Origin of the sequence: Rhodococcus sp. 27YEA15 (assembly GCF_049739425.1) — a bacterium.
Classification (GTDB): domain Bacteria; phylum Actinomycetota; class Actinomycetes; order Mycobacteriales; family Mycobacteriaceae; genus Rhodococcus_F.
This window is the reverse complement of sequence record NZ_JBMHHW010000001.1, coordinates 4,487,449-4,502,514: the sequence shown is the minus strand read 5'-3', so window position 1 is coordinate 4,502,514 and position 15,066 is coordinate 4,487,449. Positions and strand designations below refer to the sequence as shown.

17 protein-coding genes are annotated in these 15,066 nt (G+C 62.0%); 5 read left to right on the top strand and 12 right to left on the bottom strand.

Annotated features, from left to right (window positions below; all coding sequences use genetic code 11):
- Nucleotides 1–8: 8 nt before the first annotated feature.
- The 8 genes from ABH922_RS21105 to ABH922_RS21070 form a co-directional block, all read right to left on the bottom strand.
- Nucleotides 9–848 (bottom strand): mycofactocin-coupled SDR family oxidoreductase, encoded by an 840-nt coding sequence (locus ABH922_RS21105; RefSeq protein ID WP_424808773.1) that lies wholly within the window; start codon nt 846–848, stop codon nt 9–11.
- 44 nt (nt 849–892) lie between these two features.
- Nucleotides 893–1,219 carry a putative quinol monooxygenase gene (locus tag ABH922_RS21100; protein ID WP_424808772.1) on the bottom strand — a complete coding sequence of 109 codons (327 nt, stop codon included), beginning with the start codon at nt 1,217–1,219 and terminating at the stop codon, nt 893–895.
- Nucleotides 1,220–1,328: 109 nt separating this feature from the next.
- Entirely contained in the window at nt 1,329–1,829 is a 501-nt protein-coding gene (locus tag ABH922_RS21095; RefSeq protein ID WP_424809748.1) for an Lrp/AsnC family transcriptional regulator, read from the bottom strand.
- A 75-nt stretch (nt 1,830–1,904) separates the two neighbouring features.
- Nucleotides 1,905–2,951, bottom strand: coding sequence for an NAD(P)-dependent alcohol dehydrogenase (locus ABH922_RS21090; protein WP_424808771.1), 1,047 nt, complete (start codon nt 2,949–2,951; stop codon nt 1,905–1,907).
- Between the two features lie 7 nt (nt 2,952–2,958).
- Nucleotides 2,959–4,422 (bottom strand): APC family permease, encoded by a 1,464-nt coding sequence (locus ABH922_RS21085; RefSeq protein WP_424808770.1) that lies wholly within the window; start codon nt 4,420–4,422, stop codon nt 2,959–2,961.
- A 96-nt stretch (nt 4,423–4,518) separates the two neighbouring features.
- A complete protein-coding gene (locus tag ABH922_RS21080) occupies nt 4,519–5,718 on the bottom strand; it encodes an NAD(P)/FAD-dependent oxidoreductase (protein ID WP_424808769.1) in 1,200 nt (399 codons plus the stop codon).
- Nucleotides 5,715–5,918 carry a ferredoxin gene (locus ABH922_RS21075; protein WP_424808768.1) on the bottom strand — a complete coding sequence of 68 codons (204 nt, stop codon included), beginning with the start codon at nt 5,916–5,918 and terminating at the stop codon, nt 5,715–5,717. The genes ABH922_RS21080 and ABH922_RS21075 overlap by 4 nt, the downstream gene beginning before the upstream one ends.
- Before the next feature lie 26 nt (nt 5,919–5,944).
- Nucleotides 5,945–7,057, bottom strand: a complete 1,113-nt coding sequence (locus ABH922_RS21070) for an aromatic ring-hydroxylating oxygenase subunit alpha (protein ID WP_424808767.1) — start codon at nt 7,055–7,057, stop codon at nt 5,945–5,947.
- A gap of 191 nt (nt 7,058–7,248) precedes the next feature.
- On the opposite strand from ABH922_RS21070, the gene ABH922_RS21065 reads away from it, so the two are divergent.
- A complete protein-coding gene (locus ABH922_RS21065; RefSeq protein WP_424808766.1) occupies nt 7,249–7,614 on the top strand; it encodes a DMT family transporter in 366 nt (121 codons plus the stop codon).
- Nucleotides 7,611–7,940: a DMT family transporter gene (locus tag ABH922_RS21060; protein WP_424808765.1), complete on the top strand. Its 330-nt coding sequence runs from the start codon at nt 7,611–7,613 to the stop codon at nt 7,938–7,940. The genes ABH922_RS21065 and ABH922_RS21060 overlap by 4 nt, the downstream gene beginning before the upstream one ends.
- A gap of 76 nt (nt 7,941–8,016) precedes the next feature.
- Here the strand turns inward: ABH922_RS21060 and ABH922_RS21055 are convergent, their stop codons facing one another.
- The 3 genes from ABH922_RS21055 to ABH922_RS21045 all read right to left on the bottom strand — a co-directional run bounded on the left by ABH922_RS21055 (nt 8,017) and on the right by ABH922_RS21045 (nt 10,278).
- Entirely contained in the window at nt 8,017–9,081 is a 1,065-nt protein-coding gene (locus tag ABH922_RS21055; RefSeq protein WP_424808764.1) for a ParB-like protein, read from the bottom strand.
- A 121-nt stretch (nt 9,082–9,202) separates the two neighbouring features.
- Nucleotides 9,203–9,805 carry a hypothetical protein gene (locus ABH922_RS21050; protein ID WP_424808763.1) on the bottom strand — a complete coding sequence of 201 codons (603 nt, stop codon included), beginning with the start codon at nt 9,803–9,805 and terminating at the stop codon, nt 9,203–9,205.
- A complete protein-coding gene (locus ABH922_RS21045; RefSeq protein WP_424808762.1) occupies nt 9,802–10,278 on the bottom strand; it encodes a hypothetical protein in 477 nt (158 codons plus the stop codon). The genes ABH922_RS21050 and ABH922_RS21045 overlap by 4 nt, the downstream gene beginning before the upstream one ends.
- A 114-nt stretch (nt 10,279–10,392) precedes the next feature.
- Between ABH922_RS21045 and pip the strand changes: the two genes are divergently transcribed.
- The 3 genes from pip (at nt 10,393) to ABH922_RS21030 (ending at nt 13,245) form a co-directional block, all read left to right on the top strand.
- On the top strand, nt 10,393–11,352 hold the full coding sequence (pip, locus tag ABH922_RS21040; protein WP_424808761.1) for a prolyl aminopeptidase: 960 nt from the start codon (nt 10,393–10,395) through the stop codon (nt 11,350–11,352).
- A gap of 490 nt (nt 11,353–11,842) precedes the next feature.
- Nucleotides 11,843–12,643 (top strand): 2-phosphosulfolactate phosphatase, encoded by an 801-nt coding sequence (locus tag ABH922_RS21035; RefSeq protein WP_424808760.1) that lies wholly within the window; start codon nt 11,843–11,845, stop codon nt 12,641–12,643.
- Complete coding sequence (locus ABH922_RS21030) at nt 12,640–13,245, top strand: CHAP domain-containing protein (RefSeq protein WP_424808759.1); 606 nt, start codon at nt 12,640–12,642, stop codon at nt 13,243–13,245. The genes ABH922_RS21035 and ABH922_RS21030 overlap by 4 nt, the downstream gene beginning before the upstream one ends.
- An 87-nt stretch (nt 13,246–13,332) precedes the next feature.
- On the opposite strand, the gene ABH922_RS21025 is transcribed toward ABH922_RS21030, so the two are convergent.
- Nucleotides 13,333–15,060 carry an FAD-dependent oxidoreductase gene (locus tag ABH922_RS21025; protein WP_424808758.1) on the bottom strand — a complete coding sequence of 576 codons (1,728 nt, stop codon included), beginning with the start codon at nt 15,058–15,060 and terminating at the stop codon, nt 13,333–13,335.
- Nucleotides 15,061–15,066: the final 6 nt, after the last annotated feature.

Genomic DNA, 15,066 nt, shown 5'->3' with positions numbered 1-15,066 from the left:
CGGGTCGATCAGATCGCGGCAGATCCGCCGTCCACCGGGAGATTGACTCCGGTGATGTACCTGGCTTCGTCCGAGGCGAGGAACAGCAATGCATTCGAGACGTCGATGGGTTCGACCCAGGGCGCCGGCAGGGCGAGCAGCGTAGCCGATGCCACAGCGAACTCTTCCGGAGTGGGCTTGTCCAGGTCGGGACGGAACAGACGGTACACGGCATCGTTCTGGATCATGTCCGTGTTGCAGTTCGTCGGGGACACCACGTTCACACGAATGGAATGCGGTGCCAACTCCATTGTCAGAGAGCGCATGAGGCCGATCACGCCGTGCTTGGACGTGACGTAGTGGCCGAAGCGGGCAAAACCTTTCGCGCCGGCGTCCGATGACGTGATCACGATGGTTCCGCCGCGCCCGCCGCCGACGATGTGGGGAACCGCGGCCTTGCAGGTGTTGAACACGCCGGTGAGGTTCACGTCGATGACGTCGTCCCAGTCGCCGCCGAGGATCTCCGGAACTTCGTCACCGAACTGGAATATTCCGGCGTTGGCGGCGACGATGTCGAGCCTGCCCAGCTTTTCGACGCCATCTTTCAGGCCGGCTGCCAGGGCGTCGTAGTCACGTACGTCGGCCTTGTATGCGACGATCCGACGTCCTTCTGCTTCTACCAGTCGGACGGTTTCGGCCAAATCCTCGTCGGTGGCCGGGGCGTAGAAATCGGCCGTGCGGCCGACCTTGCCGCAGACGTCCATGGCGATGATGTCGGCGCCTTCCTGCGCCAGTCTGACCGCGTGACTACGGCCTTGGCCGCGGGCGGCTCCGGTGATGAACGCTACTTTTCCTGCAACTCTACTCATGATTGTCCAATTCTGTTCCAGCTCAGTGTAAATGGTTGACGAACTCAGTTCGCGATATCGAGTTCGCCCATGCGTGACCAGTCTTCGCCGGGGAGTTCGGTGTTGAGAATCTTCGGTGTTTCGCTCAGTGCGGGGCGCATGGCCTCGAGGCCGGCGCGAAAGTGCTCGCTCTGCACGTGTTGTACGCCGGCTTCCGGATCGCGGAATGCCTCGACGAGAACGTATTGTGCCGGATCGTCCAGGCTGCGGGACCACTCGAACCAGAGATTACCGGGCTCGGCTCGGGTTCCGGCGGTGAAGGCTTCGGTGATGTCCGGCCAATTCTGCTGGTGTTCGGGAAGAACGGTGAATTTGACGACGATGAAGATCATGGAATGTCCGATCTGTGGAAATGTTCTTCGGGTTCGCCGAAGAGAGCCCACGCGCTGTGGTGCGTGGTGCGGGAAGTGGATCTGATGAAGGTCGGGTGTCGGCCTCAGGTCAGGAGGGTTCGTATCCGTACGAGACCTTGTGCATCTTGAGTTCCATGTAGGTCTGGCACTCGCGAACGCCACCGATGTCGGGTACCCGGGTATGGAGGAGTTCGTTCAAATGGTTGTTGTCACGGCAGACGAGCTGTACGTAGATGTCGGCGTTGCCCACGCAGGTCGAGACGTAGGTGGCCTCTTCCCACTCGGTCAGCGATTCGACGACGTGATCGTGGCGGCCGGGTTCGACCTTGATCAGCAAAAATGCGAGCACTCGATAGCCGAGGCGGAACGGATCGGCTATCGCGACGATGTTCAGCACTCCTGAATCCTGCATACGTCCGGCCCGGATACGGACGGTTCCCTCCGAGATGCCGAGCTCACGCGCGATCTGACGGTAGGGGATCCGGCCGTCGCCCTGGAGGAGCCGCAGTATCCCGCGATCGACGTCGTCGAGTTCCTCGGCGGCGCTCTCGCAGCGACCGATCGACTCTGAATCTCCGGGGATCGTCATTTTGCGCACCAGATAAGTCTAGTTCCTACGCATTGCATAACCGGGACGATCCGTTCCACGTGTCCTCGCGGCGCTTCAGGGCGCCGTGAATTGATCGTCGGGCACCAGCACCGCGCGCCCACGGACATTGCCGTGGTGCAGATCGTCGAGAGCCTGTTGGAAATCGGAGAATCGGTACTTCACCGTGTGCAGTTTGACTGCCCCGCGGGCCGCCAGAGCCATGAGTTCGACCAGGTCGTTGTACGTTCCGACCAGATTTCCGACGAAGTTGATCTCGGTGCTGATGATGTCGATGGTGGGAATCTCCAGGTTCCCGCCGTAGCCGATGACGTAGTAAGTGCCTGCGCGGCGCAGCATCGCCACGCCGGCCGCGATGGCGGTTCCTTCGCCGACGAAATCGAGTACAGCCTCGGCGCCGGCACCGGCGGTGAGATCGAGTACCTGCTGGGCTTCCGTGCCGTCGGCGACCACGGTGACGTCGGCACCGATCTCTCGCGCCAGTTCGAGGGCTTCGGCGGAGCGGTCGACGACGACGATCCGTGCGGACGCGAGGGAGCGCAAGGCTTGGATGCCGATGTGCCCGAGTCCGCCGGCACCGATGACGACCACGGTGTGGCCAGGGCGCAGGATCGCTGCGGCTTTACGGGCGGCGTGGTACGCGGTGAGTCCGGCGTCGGCGAGTGCGGCGACATCGGCAGGGGCGAGGGACGGATCGAGTGTGACGACGCTACGTGCGGTGGTCCGAAGGTATTCGGCCATGCCGCCTTCGGTGTCGATTCCCGGGAAATCGGAATTGGTGCAATGGGCATCGTCGCCGCTGCGGCAGGCCAGACACAGTCCGCACGTGGCGAGCGGGTGCAGGATCACGCAGTCACCTACGGCGACATTGGTGACTGCGCTTCCGATTTCGACTACGGTTCCGGCGTTCTCGTGGCCGATCGTGTACGGCAGACGAACATCGCTCTTGTTCTGCCACTGGCCTTCGATGATGTGGAGGTCGGTGCGGCACACGCCGGCACCTTCCACCTTCACGATCACGTCGTGCGGGTCTACGACGACGGGCTTCGGAACCTCGTCGAGGGTCGGCTGTCGATCGTACTGGTGAACTCGTACTGCCTTCATGTGTTGCTCAACTCCTGTGTCCGGTGTCGGACTTGTCGGTGGTGCTTTTCGAGAGTGTCTTGTTCTTCCGTGGTTGGTGGGCGTCGCGGACGCGCCATTCGATCCGGGTCTTGTCCTGCACTCGTTGCCGGTAGTACCAGAGAACGCAGGCGATCATGAGAATGCCGATACCGGTGATGGTTTCGGAGAGCCCGCCGTATCCGGTCAGCCCGGGGTTCAGCACCCCGACCACTATGGCGAAGCTGTTGACGGCAAACAGGATGCACGCAATCGGAATCCAGATCCGGGACAACTTGATCGGTCTCGGGATATCCGGGCGATCACGCCGTAGCAGGACGAAGGCGCCCACTGCCAGCGTGACTGCGGTCAGGTATCCGAGGTTACTGGCCAGGAGTATGGCGATAGGTTCGCCGAGCACGATCAAGACGACGACGTTGATCGTCATGTCGGTGGTGAGCGCTCTACCGGGCACTCCGAACTTGTTGAGGGTACCGAGTTGTTTGATCGTGCCGCCGGACCGGGATATTCCGTAGAGCGAGCGGCCGCCATCGGCAGTAGCGGTCATCATGGCGATGATGAAGGCCGCCATCACCGGTAATTGCCCGAGCCACGAGTAGCTGCCGAGGATCTGATCGAAGGCGAGTCCGATGTAGTTGACCGGATTGGCGCCGATCGTTTCTTCGCCGAGAGCTCCGACCACCATGAACGGCACGATGATGTAGAGGCCGAGAATCATTGCGGCAGAGGCACGTAGTGCCCGGGCGGTGTCCTTGACGGGGTCTTTGTACTCCGCCGCGAAGCTGGCACACACCTCGGTGCCGTACGTCGTCCACGCCGTGATGTAGAACCAGACGACGATGACTTTCCAGTCGAACGGTGAGCTCGTACCGGTCCAGGTGATGCGGCTGATGTCGAAATCGGCACCGGAGGAGAGCCACGGTCCGGCGATGAGGACGACCAGTCCGATCACCAGCAGCGCGCCCGTAACTCGTGCGACCCCTGCGGCCAACTTCACGCCGAAGTAGTTCAACGCCCACGCGGCAACGATGGCGCCGATGGCGATGAGGTACGGCAAACCGAGTTCGTGGCCGATCGGCAGGTGGACGGCAATGTTGTTCTTCGGGAAGAACGCTTGCTCGATGAGCGTGCCGAGAACAACTCCCTCGACGGACAGGGAGAGTGACCACCCCATCCAGTAGCCGAAGGCCGCAATAGCGCCGAGGGGAGCGAAGTGACGTTTCCAGCCCTCATAGGCATACACCGAGATGCCGCCGGACTTGTCCGGGAACATCGAGGCCATCTCGGCGAAGAGGTTGCTCTGCAGGAACGCCAACGTGCAGGCGACACCCCAGATCGCGATTGCCGTCCACCCGCCGATCGCACCCACGGTGTAACCGAGAGTGAGAAACAGGCCGATCGGCATGTTCAATGCGAAGACCATACCGTCGCGCCAGGTGAGCGTGCGAACCATCTTCGGTTTTTCAGTTGATGTAGTGCGTTGTTTCGGTATTTCAGCTGAACTCATTGGACTTCTCTCGAGAGTTGCTGTGCACGACAGGGGCTCAGGCTACGGCGCCGCTTCGGCACGGGCGGCGTTCCATTCGGGTATCTCCGAGATGGCCGTGCCCTGCGCGATCCAGTTGCGGCATTTCAGCATCAGGCGTGCCTGGCCGATGACACAGGCGCCGACGAGTATGCCTTCGAACGAATACAGCGCCGCCAGATTTTCACGATCGCTGGAGATGAAACGGATACCGTCGTGTCGGGTCGTATCGCCGACGATATTGATCCGGCGACCGAACTGATCCGACCAGACGTAATCTGCGGCCATGGCGCGGCGTGGTTCGTCGGATCCGATGATGTTGTGTGCGACTACTTTCGCCTGTTCGGCGGCGGATGTCCAGTGCTCGTGCCGGCGGGGAACACCGTCGGCATCGGTCCAGGCACTCACGTCGCCGACAGCCCAGATCCCTCTGCCCGCACGGCCGAAGCCGTCGCAGACGACGCCGGCGGCGGAGATGGTCAAACCGGACCCGGCCAACCATTCGGTGTTGGGCGCTGCTCCGACTCCGATGACGACGACGTCGGCGTCGATGCGCTCTCCGTTGTCGAGAACGATCTGCCGGATGCGCGGTGAACCGACGAGTTCGGTGACGGAGCGTTCGCAGATCAACTGGACACCGTGATCGATTGCGGTCTGAGCGATGAGCGGTGCCACGTCGGCGCCGAGGTTGCGGGAGAGGGGTATCGGGGCCAATTCGACTACCGTGACATCAGCACCGAGTGTCCGTGCCGAGGCGGCAACCTCGAGGCCGATGAAACCGCCGCCGATGATGACGACTCGGCTCCCGGCAGTGATGTCCGCACGTAGTGCCTGCGCGTCGTCGAATGTCCGTAGGGTGTGCACACCGACAGGTGCGTCGGCAAAGGGATTACGAGCTCTGGCGCCGGTTGCGATGACCAGCTGATCGTAACTGACTGTCCCGTTTGCTGTTTCGACTTCACGTCGCTCAGGTGACAAGCTCGATGCCGGCACGCCGAGGCGGAGTTCGATGTTGTTGTCGCGATACCAGTCGAGCTCGTGAAATGTGGGTATCGCCGTCGGGGCCGCGTCGGTGAGTATCGTTTTCGACAGGGGCGGGCGATCGTACGGGAGCATGTCCTCATCGCCGATGAGGGTGATGTCTCCCTCGAAACCCTTGTTGCGCAGAGCTTCCGCTACCCGCACACCAGCGAGTGACGCTCCGGCCACGGCGATGTGCGTCACGAGGCACTCGAATCGAGCGTCAGCGCCGTCGCCGGGCAGGAGCGAACTGCTTCCTCCGCAACCGCGAGGTCTCCGTCTGCGATGTGTGCTCGTACCAGTACTACTTTGCCGTCGTCGTCGAGATCGAACGTATCAGGATCTGCGACGACGCAATTGGCGTATCCCTGGCATTTATGCAGGTCAGCGATGATTGTAGCCATCTTCAGTCTTTCGTGGGCGGGAGAGTTCAGGACGTGAGTGCAGCGAGTGTGGTCTGCATGAAGCTCTGCAGCGGGCTTTCACTGTCGAGAAGAAGCTTGCCGGCGGGGACACGTCCCGAGTTGTAACCGATCTGCTGGATGTCAGTGGCCTGCTTGTCCTCGATGAGGGTTTGGTCCCACATTTCGAGCCACTGCTTGACCACTTCGGGATCGGCGCCGGGTTTGGCGTACATGTCCACGAACGCCCAGCACTTCTGTGGGCTGACCGGTTGGACGCTACCGATGAATCCCACGTAGTCGTCGAGTGCGAAGAACGAGGACGGGAAGGTGAAGGCGAATCGGAAACCTTCCAACGTCGACGGATCCACGCCTTCGGGAATCCACTTGATCGGTCCCTGATGCCAGATCGTGTTTTCGCTGGAATCGATCGCGTAGTCGTCGGGGCTGGTGTGATAAGTCATCCCGAAGCTGGACTTGTGCAGGGTAGGGCAGTGGTAGCACTCGACGGCGTTCTCGGCCCACAACTTCCAGTTGCATTCCATGTCGTACTCGTAGCGAACCTGGAACTCGTACTCGCGCAGATCGACGTTCATCGCATCGGTACGGGTACGAATGTCGGCGGTCACCGATTCCAGCGGAGCGGCATCGGGATCGGGGTTGACGAAAATCCACTGGTCCCATCGTGCTACCGACACGGGTTGCAACGAGATGGTCGAGCAGTCGAAGTTCGGTTCGCGCTGCGAGCGGGGTGCGGTCTTGAGTTGGCCGTCGAGACCGTACGTCCAACCGTGGTAGGGGCATTGGAGTAGTGGCTTGTTGCCGTTCTCCTCGGCGATGGAGTGCAGACGGTGCCTGCATACGTTGACGAATCCGCGGAGTTCACCGTCCTTGCCGTGTGTGACGATGATGGGTATCGATCCGGCCTTCGTGACGGCGTAGTCGCCGGGCTTGGCCACTGCGGATTCGTGGCAGGCGTACTGCCACGACTTGGCGAAGATCTTCTCCTGCTCCAGCTGATGAATCTCGGGGGCGTAGTAGAACGCTGCAGGCAAGGTCTCGCCGGCGGCCAACGACGCAAGCATCTCGTCTTTTGTCGGCAGTTCGTATTTTGCTCGAATGTCGTCCATGTGAATGGTCACCGATCGCACTTCCTGTTCTTCGTCGCGAGCTTCACGTGTAAGGCAGCTCACATGCGGTTGCGTAACAGCATGCGTAGATAATTACGCAAAGTCAATCCAGGGCGTCCTAAATTTGCGCATTTACTCGTTCTTGACCATTTTCACGGTGGATAGCGACATGCTCGATCAGGGGTTCGATGTACCTTGTTCGAATGAGACTGTGGCTGCTGAGCGGCGCGATAGTGAGTGAAGTCGCGGCGACGTTGTCCCTGCGCGCAGCAACGGACCATCCCGGGTGGTATGTGCTGGTGGTCACGGGCTACCTTGCGTCGTTCGCGTTCCTCGCCGGGACGCTCAAGCGCATGGCCGTCGGCGTCGCCTACGGCATCTGGGGGGCGTGTGGAATCACCCTCACCGCGATTCTGGCGGCGGTGCTCTTCGGGGATGCACTGACCCTGCTGATGGGGGTCGGCATCGCCCTCGTGATTGCCGGGGTATTGCTCGTCGAGATGGGCTCAGATTCCCGTGATCCGGTATTGAGCTCCGATGACGTTGCTGCGCAGGATGTTTCGTTGTGACGTGGCTGTTGCTCATCGTGGCGATAGTGGTGGAAGTGACGGGCACACTGTGCTTGAAGATGTCCGACGGAATGGCGAAACGGTGGTGGCTGGTTCCTACTGTGATCAGTTACGTCATCGCGTTCAGTTTGATTGCGATGGTGCTCGGCCGGGGCATGCCGGTAGGTGTCGTCTACGGGATCTGGGTGGCATGCGGGGTGGCCTTGACCGCGATCCTGGGCCGAATCGTGTTCCGGGAGCCGCTGACTCCTCGAATGGGTCTGGGCATAGCGTTGATCATCGCGGGAGTGCTGTTCATCGAACTCGGAGCAGTACACGCCGGGTGAAGCAGCGCGAACATCAGAAGGGCCCGGATCGTCGACGGCGATCCGGGCCCTTCTCGTGTAGCGGGTTTCTGCAGCGTCAGAGAGTTGCCTTGTAGGCCAGGGCGTACGCGAGTTTGCCCGGCTTCTCATCCGTGTACGGCTTGGAGAGTTTGGCGAACTCCCCCTTGGTCTCGGACTTGCCGTCGTTCCAGGCCGCGAGGACACCGAGGTCGGTGGCGGTGAATCCGCTGTCCACGACCGTCGATCCGGGCAGTGCCGTCTGCGCCTTGGTCAGTGACTTGACCGTGTCCAGATAACTACCGAGTTCGTTGCTGTTCCAAGTATTCATATCGACGGAAGGATTGTCGCGAACCCAAGCGCCCCAATAGAATTCCTGGAACGGAATGGAACCGGCCGAGTAGCCGATGTCCCGGCCGAAGTACAGAAGGCTGCGGTACTTGTCGTCGGCGAAGTTCTTCAGGCCGACGCCTGTGGGCAGTGACTGGAACGGAACCGTTTTGCCGTCGACGTCCTTGGTCCAGACCCACTTGTTCTTGTCCATCTCGGCCCAGAATGCCGTACTGCTCAGTCCGCTGAGATTGCCCGACACGCGAAGCCGAACGTGCAGATCTGCGCCACCGTCCGGTGTCTCGTAGAAGGAGGTGAGCGTGTGATGCCCGTCCGTGAGGTACAGGTCGCCACGCGGACCTATCACCACGGTCTTCATGGCCGCGATGCTCTCGGTGGTTTCCCGACCCAGCGCAATCGTGCAGGTGAACGATGCCGGATCTCGCAACGTCGAGGTATCGGTCGCGGTAGCTGCCGCGCCTTGGCCGTTCGCCTCGCACCAGTCGTCGAATTTCTTGTTGATCGCATCTTTTCCGAGGGTGTAACGGCCGAGCTTGTAGTACACCTCGTCGTACCCGAGGGAGGGTTGGGTGGCGTGGACATCGCCGATCCGTACGTCGACGAGATCGCCGGGTTCGGCACACAGATAAGGCGAGGCGGCAGGAGCGGCGGACCCGGACCAGGAGCCGGTGGAAGGGGCGTTGCACGAGGTCGGTGCGGCACCGGCGATGCCGGAGCTACCGGCCAGTGCCGTCGCGCCGAGCAGGACTATCGAGGTCAGGGTCGAGACGGCGAAACCGCGCACGGTGGACATTGAACGATGACTCCTGGAATGGGTGATTGCCGACGGAAAGGACCGGGGTCACCATCGCTCAGGTGAGTTTCCGTCCGGCGGACGCAATCTGTCGAGTTGATGGCCGAGTGGTGAATTCGCGTCACCGTGGTCTGCGCACCCAATTCGCGAACACGTCGGTGAATACGTCCAACTCGCATTCGTGCGCTGTGTCGGGATACGCGCACTCGGGATATCCGGTGACGATATCGGAGAGTTCAGCCCCGGCGCACTGGGCCAGTAGCCCGCGTAGTAGATCGGCGACCGGCCAGTACTCCACGGATTCGGCCGGGATACCCTCGTCCTCGTAGATGACGACCAGATCGGCTTGCCGCCAAGACAATTCCTCAGCGACCAGCGCATCCGCATTGAACGACAAAGCGCGATCGAGCGAGCTTCGAAGCATCGAGTGCGGATCGTTCTCGCCGCGCAGACGCACCGCCAGATCCGCCGGCGCCTTCTGCATGATGAACATCCAGGGATTGCCGTCGGGAAAGACACCGCCCAGGCCGGCGATCTGGAACGGTAGGTGGCTGCCGAGGAAATCCGTCTCGACGTCCACGTGCTGATCGTCGCCGAGGTGTATGAAGTGGCCGGAGGCGATCTCCTCGCCTGCGGGTGCGTCTGCCCACGTGTTGTTCCACAGGTCGGTCATGCGACTGCCGTCCGGAAAGTCGAGAACGTCGAAGAGATGTCCCACAGTCACAGCTCCTGGTCGAAATGAGTGGCCACATCGCCGGTCAGGCGAGACACGGTCTGAGCGGAGGTGGCCAGGACGACGCGACTCGTCTCGAAATTCAGATCGTCCCGTTCCACGCCTTCGGTGTCGGCGTCCTCGGCGAGGGAGAATTCGAGCTCGACCGTGCGGTCAGTGCTCGAGCGTACGGAGATCGTCAAGCCGAGGCGTTCGTCCGAAAACGTCGGCAGAGTCTGTTCGGGATGAAAATCCGCCGCAGCGCGGAAGAAGAACGCGGCGAGTCGTTCGACGAAATCTTCACCGGCGAGGCGACTGAGATACTGCGCGAAGTGGTCCGGGCTGAGGAGCCCGACGTCGAACACCAGCGTGGGCGCCTGCGTCTGACGATCCGCTGCTTCCGCGAGCGAGCCGGCTGGAACTGCGTGACTGCGAAGGAAAACGGCGGCGCCGCCGTACCCCGGTAGGCGGAACCCGTCGCGCATCCGCGAGTCTCCTGTCGTCGCCGTGTGGTCAACACGCTGCTGTGTAGTCACACGCTAGGCCACATGGTGTGTTCGTGGCATACCGAAGCGTAGATCGGTGGAAGAATCCGGTACATGAGTGATGGACTGTTTCCGTCAGTGGAGCCGTACGAGTCCGGACTGCTGGACGTCGGAGACAGCCAGAGCGTGTACTGGGAAAGCGTCGGAGCGGCGTCCGGCGTCCCGGTGCTGTATCTGCATGGTGGTCCAGGGTCCGGTTGCACGATCGGAGCCAGACGTTTCTTCGATCCGGAACGGTGCCGTGCCGTCCTGTTCGATCAGAGAGGGACCGGGCGTAGTCGACCGCTCGCCGACAACCCCGATATCGACCTCACCGTGAATACGACTGCGCATCTCGTCGCCGATATCGAGGCGCTGCGCGAACACCTCGGCATCGAGCAGTGGATAGTCACCGGTATTTCATGGGGTGTCAGCCTGGCTCTGGTGTACGCACAGCAGTTTCCCGGGCGGGTGACGGCGATGGCATTGGGTGCGATCACCAGCGGGACACGCAAGGAGATCGACTGGATCACTCGGTCGATGCGTCGGGTGTTCCCTCGGGAGTGGGAAGAATTCGTCGCTCCCGTTCCGGCGGCCGACCGTGACGGTGACATCGCGACCGCCTACGCGAAACTGCTGGCCGATCCTGATCCCGCGATCCGTGACCAAGCAGCAGTGGCGTGGTGCAGGTGGGAAGACGTGCACGTGTCGTTGATGCCCGGCTTCAGCCCCACCGCCCGCTACGAAAACGAGACGTTCCGGCGAGTGCTCACCCGGTTGGTGACGCATTACTGGAGTAACGACTGCTTTCTCGCCCCCAACCAGATTCTCGACGCCATGCCGGTGCTGGCCGGAGTGCCGGCGATCTTGATTCACGGTCGCTACGACGTTTCCGGTCCGCTCGACACGGCGTGGGAGATCTCCAGAGCATGGCCGGGGAGCAAGCTCGTGGTGCTGGAGGACGCCGGTCATGGCGGCGGGGGATTCAACGATTCCTTCGCCGACGCGGTGAGTGCTCTCGTTGTCGAGGGCTGACCCGGTGGTGAGGACTCGAGCCCCCCGATGGCAGTTGTTTCGGCTCCCCACGGTCGTCCTGGTTCGGCGGCTGTTCGAATATGTAGACAATTCAATCAATTCGCCAACTGTCGCACTCGGTGTTGCATAGATTTGTGCTCAGGCCCTCGATTCCGGTCATCTTGCCGCGATCGTCTTCGAGTCTGGATTCTTAGGCCGAAACACTGTGCGCTCGTAGTGTTGTCACTGACTCGAACACGGTATTTCGCTCACGGAAAGCTCGACGGAAAAGTACCATTCATCACCGGCGCTGCCGAGCGAAGGCCGAGGCTGTCTTCGACGGTTGACCGTGGACGAAGGCAGCGCCGGTCCGTGTCGGTGAGATCGGGTGTTCTGTTCGACTGCGTGGGCAGATCTGGTTGGCTTACACGATGATGTCGATTGTCGGCGCAGGCGCGCAACGTAGCCCCCACAGGTCTCGAGAAGTTACTGACGTAGCGGTGAGCGCGCAGTGAACCCTCAACATCAGCAGCGCGCGTACGGTCTGCGATTCGACTGGGGTGTGAGTGGGGCCAGGGCGGTCGCCCCGGACAGCGATGTCGCGGTCGTCGTCGACGTCCTTTCCTTCACCACAACCCTGACAGTTGCCGCCGACGAGGGAATCGACGTACTCCCGTACGAGAGGTACGACGAAACGGCCGTTGCATACGCCCGCGAATCCGGTGCCGCCCTCGCGGTGCGACGATCCGTAGCGGCCGCGGGGCAGATCAGTTTGTCTCCGGGAACAATTCGCCGAGCCTCCAACCCCGGACGGCTGGTGTTGCCCTCGCCCAACGGATCCACGATCTCGTTCCTGCTGTCCTCGATGGCACCGATCTGTGTCGGGGCGTCGCTGCGCAATTCGCGCTCGGCTGCCGAGTGGATTGTCCGCGAACACGGTTCACGGTGCACCGTCGCGGTGCTCGCATCGGGGGAGAAGTGGCCCGGCGGAGAATTGCGTCCGGCGGTGGAAGACCTGTGGGGTGCCGGCGCTGTCGTCGCCGGTTTACTCGGGGCAGGCTGGGCCGGTGAGGTGTCGCCGGAGGCGCGGATGGCGGCCGACGCGTGGTCGGCGGTGTCCGATGACGTCGGCGAACGGTTGCGCGAATGCTCGTCCGGTCGAGAATTGACGGCGATGGGCTATCCGGACGATGTGGCAGTCGCATCGGAATTGGGCACAAGTGAATCGGTACCCGTTCTCGAGGGTCGGGTGTTTCGCGTTCGCCGAGGGGACACGGTGAGCGCGTTCGGGCCGGCACACTCGGAAAGGTGACTTCTGCCGAACCGAACCGCCGACTGCGAATGCTTCTCGTTCTGAGCGGCGTTCTCGCCGTGGTCGTCGCTATCGGTGCCGCACTCGTCTGGGTGGCGCCGTCGCGGTATCTGCCGTGGGATACCGCCGACTTCCCGCCGATCGAGAGCAGTGCACTTTCGTCGCAACAAGTCCGGATACTGAAACTGCTTGCTGTCGAACACGAGGCGGGTCGGCCCGGAACTTACTACTCGGAGGGTGTCGACGAGCAGTGGTGCGCCGATTTCGTCAGTTGGATCATGAAGGAATCCGGAAGGCCGTTGTCGAATCTGAATTCGGGAAGTTGGCGTATCCCTGGTGTTTACACGCTCCAGGAGTATTACCAGGGCATAGACGCATACGCCGAGAACGACGGCAGTTACACGCCGGAGGTCGGTGACGTCGTGATCTACGACAGCACCAGATGGATCGGGCAGCACACCAATTTCATCGTGTCGGTGGACGGGGACACGGCGGTGACCGTCGGTGGAAACGAATCCGGAAAGGTCCGTGTCCACAGTCTCGACTGGACCTCGGATTCGGCAGTGGTCGGGTTCGGGAAGTCGGGTTTACGCTGGGAGTAGAGGTGAGATTCGCTCCCGATCTGCTATTCGATCGGAGCGACTTCCACCGATGTCGCGCCGTGTGGCATGCGCGGGTGGGACGTTCGCTCAACCGTTACGGAGCCGGCGGCGGAATCGGCGAGTCGTTGAAACGGTCGATACCGAATCGATTATCGCCGCCACCTCGGACTGATCGAGAATCTTCTCGCGCACCCGCCCGTGCGCAGCGCCTCGCGTCAGTTCGGCCCGATCCAGCGCGTGCCATCCGGCACGGTCGACGACTGCCGGTTGACGGGCCCTGATCAGGCGATCCACCGATTCGGTCTCGGCTACCGGGTTGCGTAGTCGACCGTGATTGAAATCGTCGACCAACCCGGTGACAGTCTCTTGGGCGCACGATTTGTTGGTACCGATGAAACCGCTCGGCCCGCGCTTGATCCAACCTGTCACGTAGACGCCTGCAGCCGTATCGCCGTTCGGTGACTGCAGGACTCGCCCGCGCTCGTTCGGGATGACGGAGGCGTGCTCGTCGAACGGAACTCCGGCCACGGGAATGCCGCGATATCCGATGGATGTGAGCACCAGGCCGGTGTCGATGGTCTCGGTGTCGGCGGTCGGCTCGATCCGTACGTCACCGCCGTCGTCGACGAGCGTGTTGCGGGTGAACCTCACGCCGTCGACGTGCCCGTCTCCGGTGACTGCCGTCGGAGTGAGTAGATACCGCAAGGTGATGCGCTTGTTTCCGACGTCGACATGATCGCGGTTCTTCAGTGCCTCGAGCAAGCGGAGCTTCTGCTCGGCGGAGTGCGGGAGTAAACCTTGTTCCGCCAGCTTCTCGGTGCCCGGGTCGAGCACCATGTCGTCGGGCCCGACCGACAAAGCGATGTTCGGTAGAGCCATCAAGCCGGTGAACTCGGGGACGGTGAACGCGGACTGTGCGATGCCACGTCGACCGACGATGACAACTTCTTCCACACGACTGTTGCGTAGTGCGTCGAGGGCGTGCGCGGAAATGTCGGTGCTCGCCAACTCCTCGGGATCAGCGGTGAGAATGCGGGCGACGTCGAGGGCGACGTTGCCGTTGCCGATGATGACGGCTCGACGATGCGAGAGGTCGAAGACGTCGTCCACGTGGTCGGGGTGACCGTTGTACCAGGCCACGAAGTCCGTTGCCGACGCCGTGCCGGGAAGGTCCGCACCGGGGATGCCCAGTTCACGATCTGCCGATGCACCCACCGCATAGAGCACCGCATGGTGATTTTCGAGCAGTTCGTCGTGGGAGACGTGCCTACCGACTTCCACATTCAGATAGAACTGGAAGCCTTTCTGGTCGGCGATCTTGTCGAAGAGTGTGGTGACCTGTTTGGTCTTCTGATGATCCGGCGCCACCCCTGCACGCACCAGACCGTACGGAACGGGGAGCCGATCGAAGACGTTGACCTGCACACCGGGCTGGGTCAGCAATTCGTCGGCGGCGTACATCGCGGACGGCCCCGACCCGACTATCGCGACCCGAAGCGGTGGCCGGTTCTGGTCGACAGCGGCTGCCGGTATGACTTTGGCGAGGATCGGCCGGGGTCGATCCATTTTGTAGAAGTCCGCATTGATGGACAGGAACACCCGCTGCGGTTCAGCAAGTTTCGACTCCGGAACAATGGCGTCCACCGGGCACGCCGACACGCAGGCCCCGCAATCGACGCAGGCCTGTGGATCGATGTGCAGCATCTCGGCGGTGAGGAAGTCGGGTTCGTCCGGCGTCGGATGGATGCAGTTGACCGGGCAGGCGTAGACGCACGAGGCGTCGCTGCAGCAGGACTGCGTGACTACGTGAGGCATCTCTTC

What these genes read in the sequence shown, in the direction of transcription:
- ABH922_RS21105 (WP_424808773.1), bottom strand. Translation starts at nt 848, where the DNA reads ATGAGTAGAGTTGCAGGAAAAGTAGCGTTCATCACCGGAGCCGCCCGC.
- ABH922_RS21100 (WP_424808772.1), bottom strand. Translation starts at nt 1,219, where the DNA reads ATGATCTTCATCGTCGTCAAATTCACCGTTCTTCCCGAACACCAGCAG.
- ABH922_RS21095 (WP_424809748.1), bottom strand. Translation starts at nt 1,829, where the DNA reads ATGACGATCCCCGGAGATTCAGAGTCGATCGGTCGCTGCGAGAGCGCC.
- ABH922_RS21090 (WP_424808771.1), bottom strand. Translation starts at nt 2,951, where the DNA reads ATGAAGGCAGTACGAGTTCACCAGTACGATCGACAGCCGACCCTCGAC.
- ABH922_RS21085 (WP_424808770.1), bottom strand. Translation starts at nt 4,422, where the DNA reads ATGGTTCGCACGCTCACCTGGCGCGACGGTATGGTCTTCGCATTGAAC.
- ABH922_RS21075 (WP_424808768.1), bottom strand. Translation starts at nt 5,918, where the DNA reads ATGGCTACAATCATCGCTGACCTGCATAAATGCCAGGGATACGCCAAT.
- ABH922_RS21065 (WP_424808766.1), top strand. Translation starts at nt 7,249, where the DNA reads ATGAGACTGTGGCTGCTGAGCGGCGCGATAGTGAGTGAAGTCGCGGCG.
- ABH922_RS21055 (WP_424808764.1), bottom strand. Translation starts at nt 9,081, where the DNA reads ATGTCCACCGTGCGCGGTTTCGCCGTCTCGACCCTGACCTCGATAGTC.
- ABH922_RS21045 (WP_424808762.1), bottom strand. Translation starts at nt 10,278, where the DNA reads ATGCGCGACGGGTTCCGCCTACCGGGGTACGGCGGCGCCGCCGTTTTC.
- pip (WP_424808761.1), top strand. Translation starts at nt 10,393, where the DNA reads ATGAGTGATGGACTGTTTCCGTCAGTGGAGCCGTACGAGTCCGGACTG.
- ABH922_RS21025 (WP_424808758.1), bottom strand. Translation starts at nt 15,060, where the DNA reads ATGCCTCACGTAGTCACGCAGTCCTGCTGCAGCGACGCCTCGTGCGTC.